This is a genomic window from Arthrobacter sp. GW460-12-1-14-TSB2, assembly GCF_059423525.1.
On the sequence record NZ_JBWKYC010000020.1, the window covers coordinates 1 to 17,727 of the forward strand.

The window sequence follows — 17,727 nt, forward strand, 5'->3', positions numbered from 1 at the left end:
TCGGGTTTCTTCGCCGAATGGGCCCTACCGGTCAGGCTGTGACGGTGCTTGCAGTGACCCAGACGGCTACGGCGAAAATCAGAACAGCGAACGAGACGCGGACGTGCCTGTCCTTGAGGAAACGCGCCAGACGCGCTGCGGCGAGTGAGCCGAGGATTGCGGGGACCGTGAAGGCCAGGGCTGTTGACCACTCAATGGTGAAGCCGGCGGCGTGGGCCCCGAAGCCGGCCGCGGAGTTGATGACAATGATGGCCAGGGACGATGCGACGGCCTGCTTCATGCGCAGCCCCAGGAAGAGGGTGAGAGCCGGCGTGATGAGAAATCCGCCGCCGACTCCCAGCAATCCGGTGAGGAAGCCGACCAGCAGTCCGACTCCGACCGCCTTGGGGGCGCAGGAGCGGAAGGCCCGGGTGGGTCCGGTGCTGCACGTTCCCTCGACCTCGCTGGTGCGCATCAGCATACGGATGCCGGCAACCACCATGATGCCCGCGAATGCGAGCATCAATACGTTCGGATCCAGGAGGCGACCCACGGCCGCGCCTCCCCACGCCGCAGGAATGCCGGCGGCGCCGACCAGTAGGACAACGGGCCAGTTGATGCCTTCGCGGAACCGGGGCAGGAGTGCTGCCAGCGAAGAGAGGCCGACCACCAGCAGGGAGGTGGGGATGGCCTCCGCAGGGCTCAGGCCCACTCCGTAGACCAGGGCCGGGACGGCGATGATTGACCCGCCGCCCCCGACCACCCCGAGCACAATCCCAACGAGCAGCCCCAGTGCCAAGGCTGGAATCATGCCGCCTGTGTCCGGTCCGGTTCGATCTGCTCTGCCGCCGCGGGCAGCTGCAGAATGGCGGATTCGCGGGTAGGCTCCTTCGCCGCCTTGTTCCACGGCATGGCCGAGATCGCTTGGCCCATGGCGCAGGTGTTGGTCGCGGCCGAGAAGGTCAGGCCCGTGCCGATGGCGCCCGCGAGCAGGCGGATCTTGGGCGAGACGAATTTCCCGCCGGCCAGGCCCAGCACGACGAGGGAACCGGCAGCAAGGCGGACCTGGCGCTCAAGGTCCCAGCGGGCCTTGCCGCGGACAACGTCGCCGCCGGCAGCCGCGAAGCCCGGCACGCCGCCGGTCAGGACATAGGCGGTGCCGATGCCGGCTCCGCCGAGGCGCTGCCGTGCCTGCTCGGCCCGTGCGCCTGACTGGCACACGAGCACTACGCGGCTTCCCAGCCGGGTGGCCAGTTCGTCGGTGTGCTCGGAAAGCAGCGGGAGCGGAACGTTGTATGAACCGCGGATGTGCAGGGACTGGAATTCTGCGGCCGAGCGCACGTCGATCACCACGAGGTCCTTGTGTTCCTGAAACCAGCTCTGCAGCGTTTCCGGATCCAGGGCGGTGACTGCGGGGGCAGCCGGTGAAGCGGAGGGGCGTGTCATGGATGTCCTTTCAAGACGGATCAGACGAAAGCTGAATACCCCACCGAGTATTGCAGATACCCCCGGGGGTAGTCAAAAACACCCCTGGGGGTATAGCCTTTAACTCTGGCAACCCCTTATCCGGAGGCATCATGGAACTCGATTCAACCGACCTCACCCCGGTCATCAACCGGCTCAAGCGAGCCCAGGGGCAGCTGTCTGCCGTGACCCGAATGCTGGAGGAGGGGCGCGATTGCAAAGACATCGTCACCCAACTCGCGGCGGTCTCTAAGGCGCTGGACCGCGCGGGGTTCGCCATCATTGCCAGCGGGCTTGAGCAATGCATTGTCCGTAAGGACGCAGGCATGAACACGAAAGATCTGGAAAAGCTCTTCCTGTCCCTGGCATAAGCCTCATTCAAGCCGCCAACCGCCAATGCAAAGCCACCGCCAATGCAAAGCCATTCGCCAATACAAAAAGGAGACCCCATGACCTACACCCACACCGTGACCGTCCCGCTGTCCTGGAGCGACGCCGTCGAACGGACGCGTGAAGCGCTCGCCGGACAAGGGTTCGGCATTCTCTCGCAGATCAATGTCCGCGCGACCTTCGAGGCCAAGCTTGGCGCCGACGCTGCCGAAGCGCTCGGCGACTACGTCATCCTGGGCGCCTGCAACCCTGCCCTGGCCAGCCGTGCGCTTGCCGCCGAACCGGACCTCGGCGCGCTGCTGCCGTGCAATGTTGTGGTGCGCCGCGGCAAGGGTGCGGAGGTCACCACCATCCAGGCCATAGATCCGCAGACCATGGTGCAGCTCAGCGACAGCCCGGAAGTGCACGAAGTGGCAAACGACGCCGACGCCCGGCTGCGTGCCGCGCTGGCCGACCTGGATGCGCAAACGAAAGATTAGGTGGCGGCGGAAATCGGCTCAGGACAGGTGGTCCCAGGCGTGGGCTGAGGTTATTTTCGTCACGCTTTCTGCGTCCTGCCGGGATCCTGCATTCGCTGCCTTCATACTGAGATTGACGCGGTGATGTCCGGCGCCAAATGAGTCAGGAGGAAGAGCATTGAACACTGTGATGACCGTAGTGACAAACGAGTATTTCCCTGCTGCGGCGGTGCTCTTTGGCGTAGTGCTTTTCTGGACGGTCGCCTTCTTCGGCGGCCTGTCACTTCTCAGTACCAACCAGCCGCCGATTGCAACACTCACGTGGCTGCTCTTCGTCTACGCCGCGGCCGTTCTCTCGCCGCTCGCGGGGCTCCTGGCCATGGTTGACCTCGTCCGCCGCTGGTGGCGCAACCGCTCGGCCCGTGCAGCCGGCCGCGTGGCCGGGACCAAGTCTGCCTGACAGAACCAAGGGAAAACGGGTAGCGTCCACTCGCACGCGGCGGGTCGTAATCTCCTAAAATTGTTATGGGGCCGGCGGCGAAAAGCCCGCTGAGACCCGGGCTGTCCCCAGTCGCCGTCGGCCCTTTCGAACGGCGTGATTACGCTGCGGGCGGGATGCCCGGCGGTCGAGCGGCGCCAATTTTCCCGCGCCGCTCACCTGCGCTGCGCGTCCGGCCACTGGGCTGCCTGAGTCGCCGGTGCGACCCCTGTCTGTAGGCGGTCCGCGCAAGCCCCATTCGGGCGGTCTTCGTTCAGCCACAGGTCTATCGGCTGCCGTCGCCATTTCCTTCTTCGCGGCCCGTTCCCTTTCCCGCCTTCGTCTCCCACCCCAGGAATCAAAACATGACCTCCGAAAGTCCCTCCCCGCATCGGAAGCCCCGCACTTTGGATGCCATAACCCTGGGGCTGCGGCAGAACCTTGCCCAGTTCATGATCCTGGTGGCAGTCAACGCCCTGGTCGGCGGAACGCTGGGGCAGGAGAGAACCGTCCTGCCCCTGCTTGCCGGCGAGGTCTTCAAGCTGGACCTGTACACGAGTGCCTTGACGTACATCCTGGCATTCGGCGTGGCCAAGGCCGCCACCAACTATTTCGCCGGCACCTTGTCGGACCGTTACGGCCGCAAGCCGGTCCTCGTGGCGGGCTGGCTGATCGCGCTGCCCGTCCCGCTGATGCTGATCTTCGGGCCGTCGTGGGGGTGGATCGTGGCGGCCAACGTCGTCCTCGGCATCAGCCAGGGACTAACCTGGTCCACCACGGTGATGATGAAGATGGACCTCGTAGGTCCCTCCCGCCGTGGCCTGGCGATGGGCCTCAACGAAGCGGCCGGCTACCTCGGCGTCGCCGGGACCGCGCTGGCCACCGGCTACATCGCCTCCACGTACGGGTTGCGTCCCGGCCCCTTCCTGCTGGGTGCTGCGTTCATCGCCGTCGGCCTGGGCCTTTCCGTGCTCACCGTGCGGGAAACCCACCACCATGCCAGGGCCGAGGCTGCCAGCCATGTGTCGGTCCATGAGGGAGCGCACGCGCAGCTGAGCAACCGCGAGGTGTTCACGCTGACGAGCTTCCGCGACAAGTCGCTATCGTCCGTGAGCCAGGCGGGCATGGTGAACAACCTGAATGACGGCCTGGCCTGGGGCCTGTTCCCCGTCCTCTTTGCGGCCGCCGGATTGACGATTGAACGCATCGGCATCCTCGCGGCCGTGTATCCGGCCGTATGGGGCGCCGGCCAGCTGGTGACGGGCGCGCTGTCGGACCGGATCGGGCGCAAGCCCCTGATCGTCGGAGGCATGCTGGTACAGGCAATCGCCCTCGGCATGGTGGCCTTCGGGGCCGGCTTTGAAACCTGGCTGGCCGCGGCGGTGCTGCTTGGAGCAGGCACGGCCATGGTCTACCCGACGCTGCTGGCCGCCATCGGCGATGTTGCCCATCCCGAGTGGCGGGCCAGATCGGTGGGGATCTACCGGCTGTGGCGCGACGGCGGCTTTGCCGTCGGTGCCCTGCTGTCCGGAATCATCGCCGATGCCTTCGGCATTCCTGCGGCAGTCGCCGTCGTCGCCGTCCTGACCGGGCTGTCCGGCGTTGTGGTGGCTGTGCGGATGCGCGGCACTGATCACAAGCCCGCATCCCGCTAAGCGGGTGTTCCCGGTGATGCGGGGCTTACACTTTCAAGTGTGCACGTTAGTGCACGTATGCACTTGAGGAGTTTGAGTTTGATGCTGGCTGTCCTTCGGAACAGAGTCTTTGGGCGGCTGTTCTGTGCCCAGGTCGTTGCCCTGGCCGGGACGGGCCTGCTGACAATCGCCCTGGGGCTGCTCGCCTACGACCTTGCCGGAAGGCACGCCGGGGCCGTCCTGGGAACGGCCCTGACCATCAAAATGGTGGCCTACGTAGGCCTCGCTCCGGTGATCACCGCCCTCGTGGCCCGCCTGCCCAAGAAGCCGGTGCTGATCGCGGCTGACCTGGTCCGGGCAGCCATGGCCCTGTGCCTGCCGTTCATCACGGAAACGTGGCAGATCTATGTGGTGATCTTCCTGCTCCAATCCGCGTCAGCAACATTTACGCCGGCGTTCCAGTCGTTGATCCCGCTCATCCTGAAGGATCCCCGGGACTACACCTATGCTCTTTCGTTGTCCCGGCTCGCCTATGACATGGAAGCCCTGGTTAGCCCGGCTGCTGCCGCGCTGCTGCTGACCGTAATGAGCTACCACGAACTGTTCATCGGCACTGTTGCCGGCTTCCTGATCTCCGCGACCCTGGTCGCCTTTACGGCCGTACCCCGGCCCGGCGCGCCCGGGGAGCCACAGCCGTCCTTGTGGCACCGGACCACCCTGGGGGTGCGGATCTTTTGGCGCAACCGGAGGCTGAGGTCCCTGCTGGCACTGAACCTTGCGGTGGCCGCCCCGACGGCCCTCGTGCTGGTCAATACCGTGGTCTATGTCCGGGACGTCCTGCACCGTCCCGGATCCGATCTTGCCGTTGCCCTTGCCTGCTTCGGCGCCGGCTCCATGGTTGTCGCCCTGGCCGTTCCGCGGGTCCTGGACCGCTTCGGCGATCGAGCCGTCATGCTGACCGGCGCCGCCCTGATCCCCCCGGCACTTGGCGCCGCCGCCGCGGTGATGTTCATGGCATCGCAGGGCGTCGGATGGTGGCCGCTGCTGGGGCTATGGTTCGCGCTCGGCGCCGCCACGTCCGCCGTCATCACCCCGTCCTCCCGGTTGCTCCGGGAAGCTGCCACGGAGATCACGCTCCCGTACGTTTTCACGGCCCAGTTCTCGCTCTCCCATGCCTGCTACCTCCTCAGTTATCCGGTAGCGGGCTGGATCGGTGCTGCCGCAGGCCTGGGCTGGGCTGCCGCGGCGCTGACAATCCTTGCGATACTTGGCAGTGCAGGAGCCTTCCTGTCCTGGCCCCGGAAGACCTTTTCCGGACCGGGTCCCGCCGTCACCGAGGAGCAGGCCATTGAGCAGCCAGCCGAGCAGTCCGTTCAGCGCCGGCACTGATGGGCCCTCGCTCGTCCATCCCGTCACGCCTGGACCGGAGTTGCTGGAAAATGCAGCCGCCACGTTGCGGATGCTGGCCGAACCTACGCGCCTGCATCTGCTGTGGCAGCTTGCGCAAGGCCCCAGGAGCGTCACCGAACTTACGGAGGCGGCCGCCGTTCCGAGGACGGTGGTCAGCCAGCACCTGGCCAAACTGAGGCTCAGCGGGATGGTGAACGCGCGGAAGGACGGCCGGCATGTCATCTACTCGCTGCACGACGGCCACCTCGTCCGGCTGATCCGGGAGACCATCAACCATGCGGACCACCGAACCACGGGCGAACCCTCCCACGGGTGACCCTCGACGTGGCGCCGGGCGGGAGGGCAATTTGGGGCTTAAAGACCGTGCGCCGGGGAGCCGGTCTGCGGTATTCTGGCTTCGGGTTATGCAGGCAGCCTCCGGATTCTTTGCTGAGGAGTTTCCATGGGCCCGACATTCCGCGCCGTCTTCGCACCCGCTGCCACGGATCCCCCTGCGGGGGCCGCATGAACGCGAACAGTGGCCGCCTCGCCGGCATTGCCGAACGGCGTATCTTCAAGTGCTACGCCTCATTGTCGTCCGTCCCCACCGGCGAGCTCGAAGCACTGGCCTGCCTCTTGAGGAACAGCGACAACACGCCAGGCCCGAACCATGCCGGCCTCGTGGGGCCGGTGGTCTTGGCAGAGCTGGCGCGCCGGAACGGGGCCGAATGCCAAGGGCGTTCCCGCCCGGACGGTCCGGCACGCTAAGGCCATCTTGCCGGCTAAAACATTCCGGCCCGGACGCTAAGCCGGCCCGGACACTAAGCCGACCCTGCACGCTAACCGGGCCCCGAAAAACCTCAGTCAGATAGCCCGGCACCCCACAGTGCTTTGCGCAGCAGCGCCTTGAGCTGCGCCGATTCTTCCGCGGGCAGCCCTTCCAGCACTTCCGCCTCAGCCCGCTGCGCAGCGTCGCTGGCCCGCTGCAGCAGCTTTCCTCCCTTGGCGGTGGCCGTCACGGTCTTTGCCCGGCGGTCCTGCTTTCCCGGCGCCCTGGCCACTAGGCCCCGCTTCTCCAGCTCATCCACGAGTGCCACAATCTGGCTGGGATCCAGGCTGAGGAAGTCCGCCAGTTCACGCTGCGTCGGTTCCAGCCCGCTGTTGGCGAGGATCAGGACCGAGTATGAACGCTCCTTCAGGTCGAACTCGGCCAGCGCCCTGTTGTTCAAAACGGACCCCACGGCGTGCAGCTTGGCCAGCAGAAATCCCAGGTCCTGGCTGATGGATGCGGCCACAAGCTTGTGGGCCTGTTCGGTCCGTTGACCGCCCTGTGTCTCGATCGTCATGGCCGACTCCAATAATCCTCAAAATAAATCGTTGACATTTTCAACTATCCATAATTTCATGGATACAGAACAGCATCCCACGTCGAGAGCCGGGATGCACAAGGTCAGCTAGCAAAGGAGCAGCCATGAGCCTGTCAGGCAAAGTAGCAATCGTCACCGGAAGCGGCCGTGGCCTGGGCCTGTCCTACGCCCGGGAACTCGCACGGCAGGGCGCAGCCGTCGTCATCAATGACGTCGACGCGACGGTCGCCGGGGAGGCAGTGGCGCTCATCGAGGCCGACGGCGGAAAGGCCGCCGCCGTCGTCGCTCCCGTCGGCAGCACGGAAGTGGCCCGGCAGCTGGTGCAGGCGGCCGTCACCGAGTTCGGGCGCCTCGACATCCTGGTCACCAACGCCGGGATCCTGCGGGACAAGTCCCTGCTGAAGATGACCGACGAAGACTTCGACGCCGTCATCAACGTCCACCTCCGCGGCACCTTCACCTGCGTCCGGGAAGCGTTCGCCTACTTCAAGGAGAACGGCATCGCCGGCCGGATCATCACCATCGGCTCGCCCACCGGTCAGCGCGGCAACTTCGGCCAGACCAACTACGCCGCCGCCAAGGCCGGCATCGTGGGCATGGTCCGCACCTGGGCCCTGGAAATGAAGAAGGCAGGCGTCACCGCCAACGCCGTCATCCCCGTCGCGGCCACGGCCATGACCAAGACCGTCCCGTACTTCCAAAAAGCCGTGGAAGCCGACGAGCGCGGCGAGGCCATGCCGGCCTTCTTCCGCCACGAACTCGGTTTCGGAACGGCCGACGACGTCTCCGGACTGGTCGCATTCCTCGCCTCCGATGAGGCGGCCGGCATTACCGGCCAGGCCATCGGCGCCGGCGGGGACCGGCTGCAGCTCTGGACCCACCCCGAGGCTGCTGCCACCGAATACCGCGAGGGCGGCTGGCGCTACGAGGACCTCATCGAGAACTTCGGCCCGCTCTTCGGCGCCAAGCTCCAGAGCGTGGGCGAGGAATTCCTGCCCCTACCCGAGGACCTGAAGCCGGAGGCACAGCCTGCCGCAGCTCCCGTGAAGGTGGGCTAGCCATGGCTGCCACGCGCTACGAGCCCCGCATCGACGCCGCCAAGCTGGACGCGATCGACATGCACGTGCACCTCGAAGTGGACGGCCACGGCCACGAATCACTCCCGGAGGCCCTCACCGAAGCCTCGGCCAAGTACTTCAAGGCCGAGGACCGCACGCCGTCGCTGGACCGCATCGCCGAGGTCTACCGGGAACTGAACATGGCCGCCGTCGTCTTCACCGTGGACGCCCGCACCCAGCTCAAGCACGAACCCAACAGCATCGAGGACCTGATCGCCGGCGCGGCACGGAACAACGACGTGCTGATCCCGTTCGGCAGCGTGGACCCCCGCACCGGGGCCGAGGCCATCCAGGGCGCCAAGCACCAGGCCATCGACCTGGGCGCCCGCGGCTTCAAGTTCCACCCGTCCCTGCAGGGCTTCGACCCCTCCAACGAGCAGTTCTACCCCCTCTGGGAAACCCTCCAGGAACTCGGCCTGCCGGCCATCTTCCACACCGGCCAGAACGGCATGGGCGCGGGCCTTCCCGGCGGATACGGCATCAAGCTGGCCTACTCCAACCCGCTCCTGCTGGACGCCGTGGCCGCGGACTTCCCGGAACTGCAGATCATCATGGCCCACCCCTCGGTGCCGTGGCAGGACGAAGCCAACTCCATCGCCACGCACAAGGCCAACGTGTTCATCGACCTCTCCGGATGGTCGCCCAAGTACTTCCCGGAGTCCCTGGTGCGGATGTCCAACTCCGTGCTGCAGGACAAAGTCCTGTTCGGCACCGACTTCCCGCTCATCACGCCGCAGAAATGGCTGGCCGCGTTCGCGGACCTGCCGCTCAAAGACGAGGTCCGGCCCAAGATCCTCAAGCACAACGCCGTGCGCCTGCTCGGACTGGGCGGCTGAGATGAGCGCCACCACAGCTGAGCAGACCCCTACCGCCGAAAAGACCCGGCTCTACGGCGTCTGCGACTACTACGACGCCGAGTCCCTCCTCACGGAGGATGAGCGCCGTGTGCTGGGACGCCTTCGGGATTTCCTGGACCGGGAAGCGCAGCCGCTGCTGGCCGATTACTGGGAACGGGGCGAGTTCCCCACACAACTCGCGCAGCCCCTGATCGACCTGGACCTGATGGAACCGGCGGAACTCACCGGCGCCATGGGCCCAAACACCGGTCCCGCCCGCGGCATCTACCAGGGTTTCCGGATCTTCGAGCTGGCCCGCACCGACGCCTCGCTGGCCACCTGGTACACGTCCCAAGCCGGGCTCTTCCGCACCGCCATCCGGGTGGGTGCCTCGCCGGAGCAGCAGGCTGAATGGATGCCGAAGGTAATCGACTTCTCCCTCAAGGGGGTCTTCTCGCTCACCGAACCCGACTCCGGTTCGGACATCGCCGGCGGCCTGTCCACGACGGCCCGCCGGGAGGGGAACTCCTGGATCCTGGACGGTGCCAAACGCTGGATCGGGGGTGCGGTCAGCGCTGATGTGCTGGCGGTGTTCGCCAGGGACCATGAAGACGGCCAGGTCAAGGCCTTCCTGGTGGACCGCGAGGCGGACGGCGTGACGCTGGAGAAGATCCACGGCAAGACCGCGCTGCGGATGATGCAGAATGCCCACATCACCCTCGTGGGCGTCCGGGTGCCGGAATCCATGCGCCTGCACAACGTGGACTCCTTCAAGGACGTGGCCGCGATGCTCCGCGCCATGCGTTCGGACGTTGCCTGGATTGCCACCGGAATCCAGGCCGGAGCGTTCGAAGCCGCCCTGCGCTATGTGACGGAACGCCGGCAGTTCGGCCGCCAGCTGGGATCCTTCCAGCTGGTCCAGGAAAAGCTGGCCCGAATGCTCGGCAACGTCACCTCGTCCCTGTCCCTGGTGGTCCGGCTGACCGAACAGCAGTCCCGGGGCATCTACCGGGACCAGGACTCCGCTCTGGCAAAGATGCAGACGTCCCTGCTGATGCGCGAAACGGTGGCCCTGGCCCGCGAAGTGGTGGGCGGCAACGGCATCACGCTCGAGACGGACGTCGCCCGGTTCCACGCCGACGCCGAAGCCGTCTACTCCTACGAAGGAACGCACGAAATCAACGCGCTCATCGTGGGCCGCGCCCTCACCGGCGAAAGCGCCTTCACCCGCTGACGCAGCGCCAACTGAACAGCACTAACCGAACCGAACAGCAACTGAAACCCGACGGCGGAAGCACCGCTCCGCCGTCGTACTTCCGCAACTCCAAAAACCACACCAGGAGGCAAACATGCCCAATCTTGTCGTCGACTTCGACAAACTGCTCACCCTCGCCGGGACAGACCTCGGCGTGACCGAATACCGCGAAATCACCCAGGAACAGATCAATAGATTCGCCGATGCTACCGGTGACGACCAGTGGATCCACGTGGATCCGGAGCGCGCCAAGGACGGCCCCTTCGGCGCCCCGATCGCCCACGGCTTCCTCACACTCTCGCTCATCATCCCGTTCTGGGGCGAGCTGTTCGACGTCGATGGCGTCACCACCAAGGTGAACTATGGCCTGGACAAGGTCCGCTTCACCTCACCCGTGAAGGTGGGCTCGCGGATCCGCATGCAGGCCACCATCGCCGAGGTCACCGAAGTCAAGGGCGGCGCCCAGATCAAGGTGTCCAACACCATCGAGATCGAAGGCCAGGAACGCCCCGCCGTCGTGGCCGAATTCCTGGCCCGCTTCTACAAGTAAGCCGCTTCCGCAAGCTAAAACCACCAACCGTCCCTCCTTCCCAAGGAACAGCCATGTCAGGACAAACCACGCTCGCGCCAGCGGGCACGGCCGCGAAGCGCAAGGAAGCGCGCACGGTCATCATGTCCAGCTATCTGGGCAGCACCATCGAGTTCTACGACTTCCTGCTGTATGCCACGGCCGCTGCCGTGGCCTTTCCCAAGGTCTTTTTCTCCGGCATGGACGACTGGGTGGGCGTCGTCGCCGCCTACGCCACGTTCGCCGCCGGCTACGTCGCCCGCCCCCTCGGCGGCATCATTTTCGGCCACTTCGGGGACCGCGTCGGCCGTAAGGGCATGCTCATCGTCTCCATGGCGGTGATGGGAATTGCGTCCACGCTCATCGGCCTGATCCCCGGCGCCAGCTTGATCGGACCCTGGGGCGCCGTCATCCTCGTGTTCCTGCGGGTCTGCCAGGGAATCGCCGTCGGCGGCGAGTGGGGCGGGGCCGCGCTCATGGCCCTGGAACACTCTGATCCCAAACGGCGCGGCTTCGCAGCTTCGTTCGTCAACGCCGGCGCCCCCACCGGAGCCGTGCTTGGCACGGTGGTGATGGGCATCTTCTCCGCCTTGCCGCAGGAGGCCTTCCTGGCATGGGGCTGGCGCGTGCCCTTCCTGCTGTCCTTCGTGCTCCTGATTGTGGGAATGTTCGTCAGGCTGCGGGTCTCCGAGAGCCCTATCTTCGCCGAGGCAGTGGCCAAGGAAAGCATGCAGGGCACCAAGCGCAAGATCCCGCTCCTTGAAGTGCTGCGCCGGCCCAAAGCGCTGATCATGATCATGTTCGCCGGTGCGGCGGGCTTCGGCCTGCAAGTGGTGCTGCCCACGTTCTCCATTACCTACGCGGTGTCCAAGGGCGCCCCGCAGCAGGGCGTGCTGTACGCGTTCGCCGGGGCCTCGGCCATTTCCATCCTGTTCGTCCTGCTCGGTGGACGGCTGTCCGACCGCCTCGGACGCCGACCCGTGATGGTGGCCGGACTGGCACTGTTCATCGCCTACCTGTTCCCGATGTTCGGAATGCTCGGCTCCGGGAACGTCGGCCTGGTCTTCCTGGCCTTCACCGTGGCCCTGGTGCTGCACTCGAGCCTGTACGGACCGCTGGCGGCGTTTGTGTCGGAGCAGTTCGGCACCACCTCCCGCTACACCGGCGCCGCTGTGGGCTACCAGCTGGCCACCCTGATCGGCGCCGGATTCACACCAGGCATCGTGGCCGGACTGTACAAGGATTCCGGGCAGAGCATCGTCCCGGTGGTGGTCTTCCTGTCCGTCATGGCAACGGTTTCCATTGTCTTCATCCTGCTGACGCGGGAGTCTAAGAACAACGACCTCACTGCGGTCGATTAGGAGCACAAACATGGACAACAACGGAGTTGGATCCTGGCTGCACCGCCGCCGCCGGAAGTCCGGACCCAAAACGGCCCTCGTCTCGGGGGACCGTGCCGTCAGCTACGAAGAGCTCGCCGAGCGTACGGACCGGCTCGCCAACGCCATGGGGCGCAGGGGAGTGGCCAAGGGCGACCGGGTGGCCTACCTCGGTGAAAACCATCCGTCCTTCGTGGAGACGTTCTTCGCCTGCGGCCTGCTCGGGGCCGTCTTCGTCCCGCTGAACACCCGGCTGGCAGCGCCCGAGCTGCAGTTCCAGCTGCAGGACTCCGGAACCCGGCTGCTGGTGAACGCCGGTGAGCTCGAAACCCTCGCGGCAGCGTCCGCCGAAGGAACCGCGGTGACCCACCGCTTCGTGGTGGCGCCCGACGGCGGCGCGGAAGGTTCCGTCGTGGAGCTGCCATCCGGCGTCGAACGCTATGAAGGGGTGCTTCACGCGGCAGCCGTGACCCCGCGGGACGAGGCCGTGGCTTTGGACGACGCCGCCATGATCCTCTACACCTCCGGCACCACCGGCCGCCCCAAGGGTGCGCTGCTCACCCACGGCAACATCACCTGGAACTGCTTCAACACCGTGGTGGACATGGACCTGAACCGGAACGACGTCGCCCTCATGATTTCGCCGCTGTTCCACGTGGCGTCCCTGGACATGGGCCTGCTGCCGATGCTGCTCAAGGGCGCCACCGTGGTGCTCGAGGCGAAGTTCGACGCCGGCCGGGTCCTTGACCTGATCAAAGAGCACAGGGTCACCACCCTGAACGGGGTCCCCACCACGTTCCAGATGCTCTGCGACCACTCGGCCTGGCCGGCGGCGGACTTGAGCTCCCTGGACAAGCTGACCTGCGGCGGGTCGGCCATTCCGCGCCGGGTCCTGGACGCCTACGAGGAGCGCGGCATCGGCTTCACCAGCTGCTACGGCATGACCGAAACCGCGCCCGGCGCCACCATGCTGCCGGTGTCGAGGTCCCGGGAGAAAGCAGGCTCCGCAGGCCTGCCGCACTTCTTCACGGATGTCCGCATCGCTGATCCCCTGGGCGGTCCTGCGGCACCGGGCCAGGTGGGGGAGATTCAGATTTCGGGCCCGAACGTCATCACGGAGTACTGGAACCGGCCGGAAGCCACCGCGGAAAGCTACGCGGACTCCGTCTGGTTCCGCTCCGGCGACACGGGTTTCCTGGACCAGGAGGGCTTCCTGTTCGTCTCGGACCGCATCAAGGACATGATCATTTCCGGCGGCGAGAACATCTATCCGGCGGAGGTCGAGGCGGCCATCTCCGAGCTGGACGCGGTGGCCAGCGTTGCCGTGATCGGCGTCCAAGATGCGAGGTGGGGCGAGGTTCCCCGTGCCATCGTGACACTCCGCGAAGGCGCCTCGCTGTCCGAGGACGAGGTGCGTTCACACTTGGACGGGAGGCTCGCGCGCTACAAGATCCCCAAATCGGTGGTGTTCGTGGAGGAGATGCCGCGGACGGCCAGCGGCAAGATCCGCAAAATGGACCTGCGGAAGCAGTACGCCGCGAACGGACAACTGCAATAGCGCGAACGGACAGTTGCGGCCCCGACCAAGACTGCCCGGACCCGGATCCTTCGTGGATCCCGGTCCGGGCAGTCTTGTCTTTGGGCGGGCGGGCGGTTGCGTCGCCGTCGCCCTCGCACTGCACAAGGGTAAAAGGTCAGTCCAGGAGGAAGATCCGGATCAGCACATGGTCCGGATGCCGTTCGCCGGTTCCCACCGCCAGGCGTGTGTTGAGCCAGTCCCATTCAGGACAGGCCGCAGCGAGCCGGGGCCAGCAACGGAAATAGATGCTGCCGGCGTCGACCGCTTCGCCGCGGTTGAGCCGGGCGATGTCATCGACGCTTCCGTGGCGCAGTGCCGAATTGTGCACGTAGATGCGGCGGCCGTCCAGGGTCTCCAGCACGTAGCGGGCGTCCAGTTCCGTCAGCGTGGCGCTCCGGAGGAGCTGATAATCCGCGCCGCCCGGGATGACCCGTCCGTTCAGGGCCGGGCCGCTCACCGTTCCGCCGGTGATAGGGATGACGCGGCGGTGCCCCTCGGGGGTTTGTCCGACGTCGATCGGCTCGCCGACCGTGACGGAAAGTTCCGCAAGGAAGGTTAGCCCCGGTGCCTCCGGAGTTTCCGCTCCCGGAAATGGCGCGGTCACAAAATCCCCGCAGTCAGCCGGCTGGGAAAGTCCGGCCCGAACAGGATGGTCTGCCGGGCGACGACGGATTCGGCGGAGTCATATGCCAGCTCGCCGGTGTTGAGGTTCCGGTCCCAGCGAGGGTGGCAGCTGGAGGTCACCTGGACGCGGAGCCTGTCGCCGGGGGCAAAGGTATAGGCGGTTTGCCACAAGTTAACGGTGTACTCGTACGGCTCGCCGGGCTCGATCAATGACTGCTCGTAGCCCCCCTGGTACAGCCCTGTCCCGGCATGGCTGTCCCGCCAGGAGGCACGGACAATTCCGTCGGCGATGCCCAGCGATGTTCCGTCCGGAGCGACCCGGCACAGCCGCACCACGAAATCCGTGTCCACGGCGGTGGAAGCAGCGAAGAACGTTGCACTGACCTCGCCGAAGAGCGTGACCGGCTCCTCGAACGCACCGGTGGTGAACGTGAGGACGTCCGCGCGGGACTCGACGGCGTGCTGGTTGGCCGGCCCCGCGGGGAACACCCCGTGGATCATGGTTGCGCCGCCCGCGGTGGGGACCGGGTCCAGGGGGTCGTAATCGTATTCAGCGGAGCCGCCGGGCCCCGGCGCGTCCGCCAGGGACCCGCCGGCCGCCAGGAACCAGGAGCGGTGGCTGCACGGTGCGGGAAGTTCATCGAAACTGCGCCACCGGTTTTCACCCATGAAGTACAGCAGCACGGGCGGCACCTTGCTGATCCGTTGCGGTTCACCCTTGAGCACTGCGTCGAACCACGCCGTATGCAGGCCGGAGAGGTCGCCGAGACCGTTCATCATGCCACCGGCCGCATTGAGCCCGAAGCTCACTTCCGGGAAGGCTCCGGAGAAGTTGGTGTGCGACCAGGGGCCAACGATCAGCCGGGGTGCGGGAGCGGCTCCGGCGCGGCTGTGTTCCAGCTGCATCGCGTACTGGGAGAGGGTGCTGGGGCAGAAGATGTCGAACCAGCCGCCGATGTGCAGCGTGGGCAGCGGTACCGGCTCTGCAGAGGCTTCGTCCCACAGCTTTGTGAAACTGCTCCCCGGTGTTTCGCCGGCCGAGGGAAGGACATGGCGGTTCATGAACGTGCCGAACCGTGCGGAGAGGTCCCGGAGTGGCAGGGTGCCGAATGCGCTGCCATCGGAAAACGATCGGTCCAGGTCCAGCCACGTCTGGAATTCCTTGTCCCGAAGTTCAGGATCGTCCGCAAATTCGCGCAGGAGCTCGTTGGCAGAGATGGAGGCATGGCCCCAGCTGAACCGGCTGCCGAGCTCGTAGGCTCCGCCGCGGTAGAGCGAGCCGTTGTTCGCATTGCCCCCGGCCGAGATGCCGGGCGAAAGGGCAGCGAGCCCGTCAGGGGCCAGGGACGCTGCCCGCCACTGCGTCTCCGCGAAGTAGGACCGGCCCCACATCCCTACAGCACCGTTGGAGTACGGCAGCCGCGCCGCCCACTCGACGGTTGCGGCGCCGTCGGACGCTTCATTGGCGGACGGATCGAAGGCCCCGTCCGAGCCGAAGCGACCTCGGCAGTCCTGCATGATCACCACATAGCCCGCGGCTGCGACCGTTACGGGGTTGAAGTAGGCGGAGTTGACGGAGAGGTCGCGTCCGTACGGTGTCCGGGTGAGCAGGACCGGGCACCGCTCCCCGTCCGCCGGGCGGTACACCGTGGAGCGCAGGATGGTGCCGTCCAGCAGCGGGGTTTCGACGTCTTGTTCAATGAGCACGGGGCGGGATGTCACAGGGGTCTTCCTTTCGGTGGAAGTTCAGGGGAAGCGGAAAGGAGCGGCCGGGCAGGTGCCCGGCCGCTCCTTTCCTGGTCCGGGATCAGGATTTAGGCGTTGATGGATTCCTCGGCACCGGAAGTCCTGGCACCCAGTGCCTCAGTGGGAACCAAGTAGGTTTCCTTGACCCAGATGGCGGTGACGGCTGCCGAAGCAAGGCAGCAGGCCGCGGTGAAGGCGGCCACGGGAATCCAGCCGGCGGGGCCGGGCTGGACGATGGCGGCGGCGATGGCCGGCGCGAAGCCGGTGACAACGAGGCCCAGCTGCGACGCGGTGGCCGCGCCGGAGTAGCGGATCTTTGTCGGGAACATTTCCGCGGTCATGGCCGGGCCGAGCGGATTGACCATCCCGTAACCCACGGTCATGAACAGGATGCCGCTCGCGTAGATCAGGGGGACCGACGTGGTGCTGATGGACCAGAAGAAGGCGAACGCGGCGGCGGCGCAGATGAGGTTGCCCGCGATGAAGACCGGCTTGCGGCCGATCCTGTCGGCGAGGATGCCCGCGGAGGGCTGGGCGATGACGGCCAGCCCCGCCGTGAGGATGGTGACCCCCAGCATCGCCGGCGCCGGGATACCGAACTTGCTGGTCGCGTAGGCGAGGCCGAAGGCGGCGAAGACGGAAGAAACCACGCTCCAGAGCCCGAAGAAGATGACCTTGATGATGGTCCGCCAATGATCGCGGAGGACGACCTTGATGGGCAGTTCCGGCTCGGTTTCGGCATCCTTCGCGGCTTCGAACACCTCGGATTCGGGCAACCGGACGCGGATGTAGAGGCCGACGCCGACTACCAGGATGCTGGCCAGGAACGGCAGCCGCCACCCCCAGCTGAGCAGATCCTCCTGGGGAAGCATCGACACCGCCAGGAAGGCCAGGGACGCCAGCATGATTCCGGCAGCCGCGCCGGTGTTGACCCAGCTGCTGTAGAAGGCCCGCTTGTTGCTGGGGGCGTGTTCCATGGTCATGGTGACTGCACCCACCGATTCGCCGGCGGCTGAGGCTCCCTGGAGCGCCCGAAGGAGAACCAGGAGGACGGGGGCTGCCGCGCCAATGGCAGCCGTCGGCGGCAGGCAGCCGATGAGGAAGGTGGCAACGCCCATCACCACGAGCGTAAGCACCAGCATCTGGCGGCGTCCGATGCGGTCGCCGTAGTGCCCGATCACGCTCGCCGCCAACGGCCGGACGACGTAGCCGATGCCGATGGTGGCCATGGACAGGATGGTGCCGAGGGCGGGGTCGATGCCGGGGAAGAAGATCTTGTTGAAGATCAGCGCCGAGGCTGAGCCGTAGATGAAGAAGTCGTAGTACTCGAGGGTGCTGCCGATGAAACTGGCGGTGGCGGCACGGCGGGCGTGCTTTGTTCCCCGGTGGGAATCAGGGCGGGCATGTTCCGCGGACGACGTCAACGGCGTCGGCGGATTGATGGGACCAGCGGTCATTGCGGA

The 17,727-nt window shown here is 66.2% G+C and carries 19 protein-coding genes; 13 read left to right on the top strand and 6 right to left on the bottom strand.

All coding sequences use genetic code 11. The features are described from left to right. Window positions 1-31: 31 nt before the first annotated feature. Window positions 32-790: a sulfite exporter TauE/SafE family protein gene (locus AC07YR_RS19295; RefSeq protein ID WP_494734924.1), complete on the bottom strand. Its 759-nt coding sequence runs from the start codon at window positions 788-790 to the stop codon at window positions 32-34. After that, window positions 787-1,425, bottom strand: coding sequence for a rhodanese-like domain-containing protein (locus AC07YR_RS19300; RefSeq protein WP_436058986.1), 639 nt, complete (start codon window positions 1,423-1,425; stop codon window positions 787-789). Before AC07YR_RS19300 ends, AC07YR_RS19295 begins: the two co-directional genes overlap by 4 nt. Before the next feature lie 131 nt (window positions 1,426-1,556). On the opposite strand from AC07YR_RS19300, the gene AC07YR_RS19305 reads away from it, so the two are divergent. The 7 genes from AC07YR_RS19305 to AC07YR_RS19335 all read left to right on the top strand — a co-directional run bounded on the left by AC07YR_RS19305 (window position 1,557) and on the right by AC07YR_RS19335 (window position 6,560). Then, the gene (locus AC07YR_RS19305) at window positions 1,557-1,814 is read left to right on the top strand and encodes a metal-sensitive transcriptional regulator (RefSeq protein WP_494734925.1); all 258 of its coding nucleotides are present in this window, start codon (window positions 1,557-1,559) and stop codon (window positions 1,812-1,814) included. Window positions 1,815-1,892: 78 nt separating this feature from the next. Beyond that, a complete protein-coding gene (locus AC07YR_RS19310; RefSeq protein WP_494734926.1) occupies window positions 1,893-2,312 on the top strand; it encodes a DUF302 domain-containing protein in 420 nt (139 codons plus the stop codon). Between the two features lie 169 nt (window positions 2,313-2,481). Next, on the top strand, window positions 2,482-2,751 hold the full coding sequence (locus AC07YR_RS19315) for a hypothetical protein (RefSeq protein WP_231511214.1): 270 nt from the start codon (window positions 2,482-2,484) through the stop codon (window positions 2,749-2,751). A 383-nt stretch (window positions 2,752-3,134) separates the two neighbouring features. Further along, the gene (locus AC07YR_RS19320) at window positions 3,135-4,424 is read left to right on the top strand and encodes an MFS transporter (RefSeq protein WP_494734927.1); all 1,290 of its coding nucleotides are present in this window, start codon (window positions 3,135-3,137) and stop codon (window positions 4,422-4,424) included. 81 nt (window positions 4,425-4,505) lie between these two features. Next, window positions 4,506-5,792 carry an MFS transporter gene (locus AC07YR_RS19325; RefSeq protein WP_494734928.1) on the top strand — a complete coding sequence of 429 codons (1,287 nt, stop codon included), beginning with the start codon at window positions 4,506-4,508 and terminating at the stop codon, window positions 5,790-5,792. Beyond that, window positions 5,752-6,129 carry an ArsR/SmtB family transcription factor gene (locus tag AC07YR_RS19330; RefSeq protein ID WP_436058980.1) on the top strand — a complete coding sequence of 126 codons (378 nt, stop codon included), beginning with the start codon at window positions 5,752-5,754 and terminating at the stop codon, window positions 6,127-6,129. The genes AC07YR_RS19325 and AC07YR_RS19330 overlap by 41 nt, the downstream gene beginning before the upstream one ends. 188 nt (window positions 6,130-6,317) lie before the next feature. Further along, window positions 6,318-6,560, top strand: coding sequence for a hypothetical protein (locus tag AC07YR_RS19335; RefSeq protein WP_436058979.1), 243 nt, complete (start codon window positions 6,318-6,320; stop codon window positions 6,558-6,560). A gap of 92 nt (window positions 6,561-6,652) precedes the next feature. Here the strand turns inward: AC07YR_RS19335 and AC07YR_RS19340 are convergent, their stop codons facing one another. Next, entirely contained in the window at window positions 6,653-7,138 is a 486-nt protein-coding gene (locus AC07YR_RS19340; protein ID WP_436058978.1) for a MarR family winged helix-turn-helix transcriptional regulator, read from the bottom strand. A gap of 125 nt (window positions 7,139-7,263) precedes the next feature. Here AC07YR_RS19340 and AC07YR_RS19345 point away from each other — a divergent pair, with 125 nt between their 5' ends. The 6 genes from AC07YR_RS19345 (at window position 7,264) to AC07YR_RS19370 (ending at window position 13,873) form a co-directional block, all read left to right on the top strand. Then, a complete protein-coding gene (locus AC07YR_RS19345; RefSeq protein ID WP_494734929.1) occupies window positions 7,264-8,217 on the top strand; it encodes an SDR family NAD(P)-dependent oxidoreductase in 954 nt (317 codons plus the stop codon). Between the two features lie 2 nt (window positions 8,218-8,219). Next, window positions 8,220-9,113 carry an amidohydrolase family protein gene (locus AC07YR_RS19350; RefSeq protein ID WP_494734930.1) on the top strand — a complete coding sequence of 298 codons (894 nt, stop codon included), beginning with the start codon at window positions 8,220-8,222 and terminating at the stop codon, window positions 9,111-9,113. 1 nt (window position 9,114) lies between these two features. Continuing rightward, a complete protein-coding gene (locus tag AC07YR_RS19355) occupies window positions 9,115-10,347 on the top strand; it encodes an acyl-CoA dehydrogenase family protein (RefSeq protein ID WP_494734931.1) in 1,233 nt (410 codons plus the stop codon). Between the two features lie 115 nt (window positions 10,348-10,462). Continuing rightward, a complete protein-coding gene (locus tag AC07YR_RS19360; protein ID WP_494734932.1) occupies window positions 10,463-10,918 on the top strand; it encodes a MaoC family dehydratase in 456 nt (151 codons plus the stop codon). A gap of 53 nt (window positions 10,919-10,971) precedes the next feature. Next, the gene (locus AC07YR_RS19365) at window positions 10,972-12,297 is read left to right on the top strand and encodes an MFS transporter (RefSeq protein WP_494734933.1); all 1,326 of its coding nucleotides are present in this window, start codon (window positions 10,972-10,974) and stop codon (window positions 12,295-12,297) included. Window positions 12,298-12,307: 10 nt separating this feature from the next. Continuing rightward, window positions 12,308-13,873 (top strand): acyl-CoA synthetase, encoded by a 1,566-nt coding sequence (locus AC07YR_RS19370; protein WP_494734934.1) that lies wholly within the window; start codon window positions 12,308-12,310, stop codon window positions 13,871-13,873. Between the two features lie 136 nt (window positions 13,874-14,009). On the opposite strand, the gene AC07YR_RS19375 is transcribed toward AC07YR_RS19370, so the two are convergent. The 3 genes from AC07YR_RS19375 to AC07YR_RS19385 form a co-directional block, all read right to left on the bottom strand. Then, complete coding sequence (locus AC07YR_RS19375; RefSeq protein ID WP_494734935.1) at window positions 14,010-14,498, bottom strand: DUF3237 domain-containing protein; 489 nt, start codon at window positions 14,496-14,498, stop codon at window positions 14,010-14,012. Further along, window positions 14,495-16,240, bottom strand: a complete 1,746-nt coding sequence (locus AC07YR_RS19380) for a CocE/NonD family hydrolase (RefSeq protein ID WP_494734936.1) — start codon at window positions 16,238-16,240, stop codon at window positions 14,495-14,497. The genes AC07YR_RS19375 and AC07YR_RS19380 overlap by 4 nt, the downstream gene beginning before the upstream one ends. A 92-nt stretch (window positions 16,241-16,332) precedes the next feature. Beyond that, window positions 16,333-17,721 (bottom strand): MFS transporter, encoded by a 1,389-nt coding sequence (locus tag AC07YR_RS19385; protein WP_494734937.1) that lies wholly within the window; start codon window positions 17,719-17,721, stop codon window positions 16,333-16,335. Window positions 17,722-17,727 lie beyond the last annotated feature (6 nt).

Bases quoted from the DNA above. Each gene is read 5' to 3' on its own strand.
- AC07YR_RS19295 (WP_494734924.1), bottom strand. From the start codon at position 790: ATGATTCCAGCCTTGGCACTGGGGCTGCTCGTTGGGATTGTGCTCGGG.
- AC07YR_RS19300 (WP_436058986.1), bottom strand. From the start codon at position 1,425: ATGACACGCCCCTCCGCTTCACCGGCTGCCCCCGCAGTCACCGCCCTG.
- AC07YR_RS19305 (WP_494734925.1), top strand. From the start codon at position 1,557: ATGGAACTCGATTCAACCGACCTCACCCCGGTCATCAACCGGCTCAAG.
- AC07YR_RS19310 (WP_494734926.1), top strand. From the start codon at position 1,893: ATGACCTACACCCACACCGTGACCGTCCCGCTGTCCTGGAGCGACGCC.
- AC07YR_RS19315 (WP_231511214.1), top strand. From the start codon at position 2,482: ATGACCGTAGTGACAAACGAGTATTTCCCTGCTGCGGCGGTGCTCTTT.
- AC07YR_RS19320 (WP_494734927.1), top strand. From the start codon at position 3,135: ATGACCTCCGAAAGTCCCTCCCCGCATCGGAAGCCCCGCACTTTGGAT.
- AC07YR_RS19325 (WP_494734928.1), top strand. From the start codon at position 4,506: ATGCTGGCTGTCCTTCGGAACAGAGTCTTTGGGCGGCTGTTCTGTGCC.
- AC07YR_RS19335 (WP_436058979.1), top strand. From the start codon at position 6,318: ATGAACGCGAACAGTGGCCGCCTCGCCGGCATTGCCGAACGGCGTATC.
- AC07YR_RS19340 (WP_436058978.1), bottom strand. From the start codon at position 7,138: ATGACGATCGAGACACAGGGCGGTCAACGGACCGAACAGGCCCACAAG.
- AC07YR_RS19345 (WP_494734929.1), top strand. From the start codon at position 7,264: ATGAGCCTGTCAGGCAAAGTAGCAATCGTCACCGGAAGCGGCCGTGGC.
- AC07YR_RS19350 (WP_494734930.1), top strand. From the start codon at position 8,220: ATGGCTGCCACGCGCTACGAGCCCCGCATCGACGCCGCCAAGCTGGAC.
- AC07YR_RS19355 (WP_494734931.1), top strand. From the start codon at position 9,115: ATGAGCGCCACCACAGCTGAGCAGACCCCTACCGCCGAAAAGACCCGG.
- AC07YR_RS19360 (WP_494734932.1), top strand. From the start codon at position 10,463: ATGCCCAATCTTGTCGTCGACTTCGACAAACTGCTCACCCTCGCCGGG.
- AC07YR_RS19365 (WP_494734933.1), top strand. From the start codon at position 10,972: ATGTCAGGACAAACCACGCTCGCGCCAGCGGGCACGGCCGCGAAGCGC.
- AC07YR_RS19370 (WP_494734934.1), top strand. From the start codon at position 12,308: ATGGACAACAACGGAGTTGGATCCTGGCTGCACCGCCGCCGCCGGAAG.
- AC07YR_RS19385 (WP_494734937.1), bottom strand. From the start codon at position 17,721: ATGACCGCTGGTCCCATCAATCCGCCGACGCCGTTGACGTCGTCCGCG.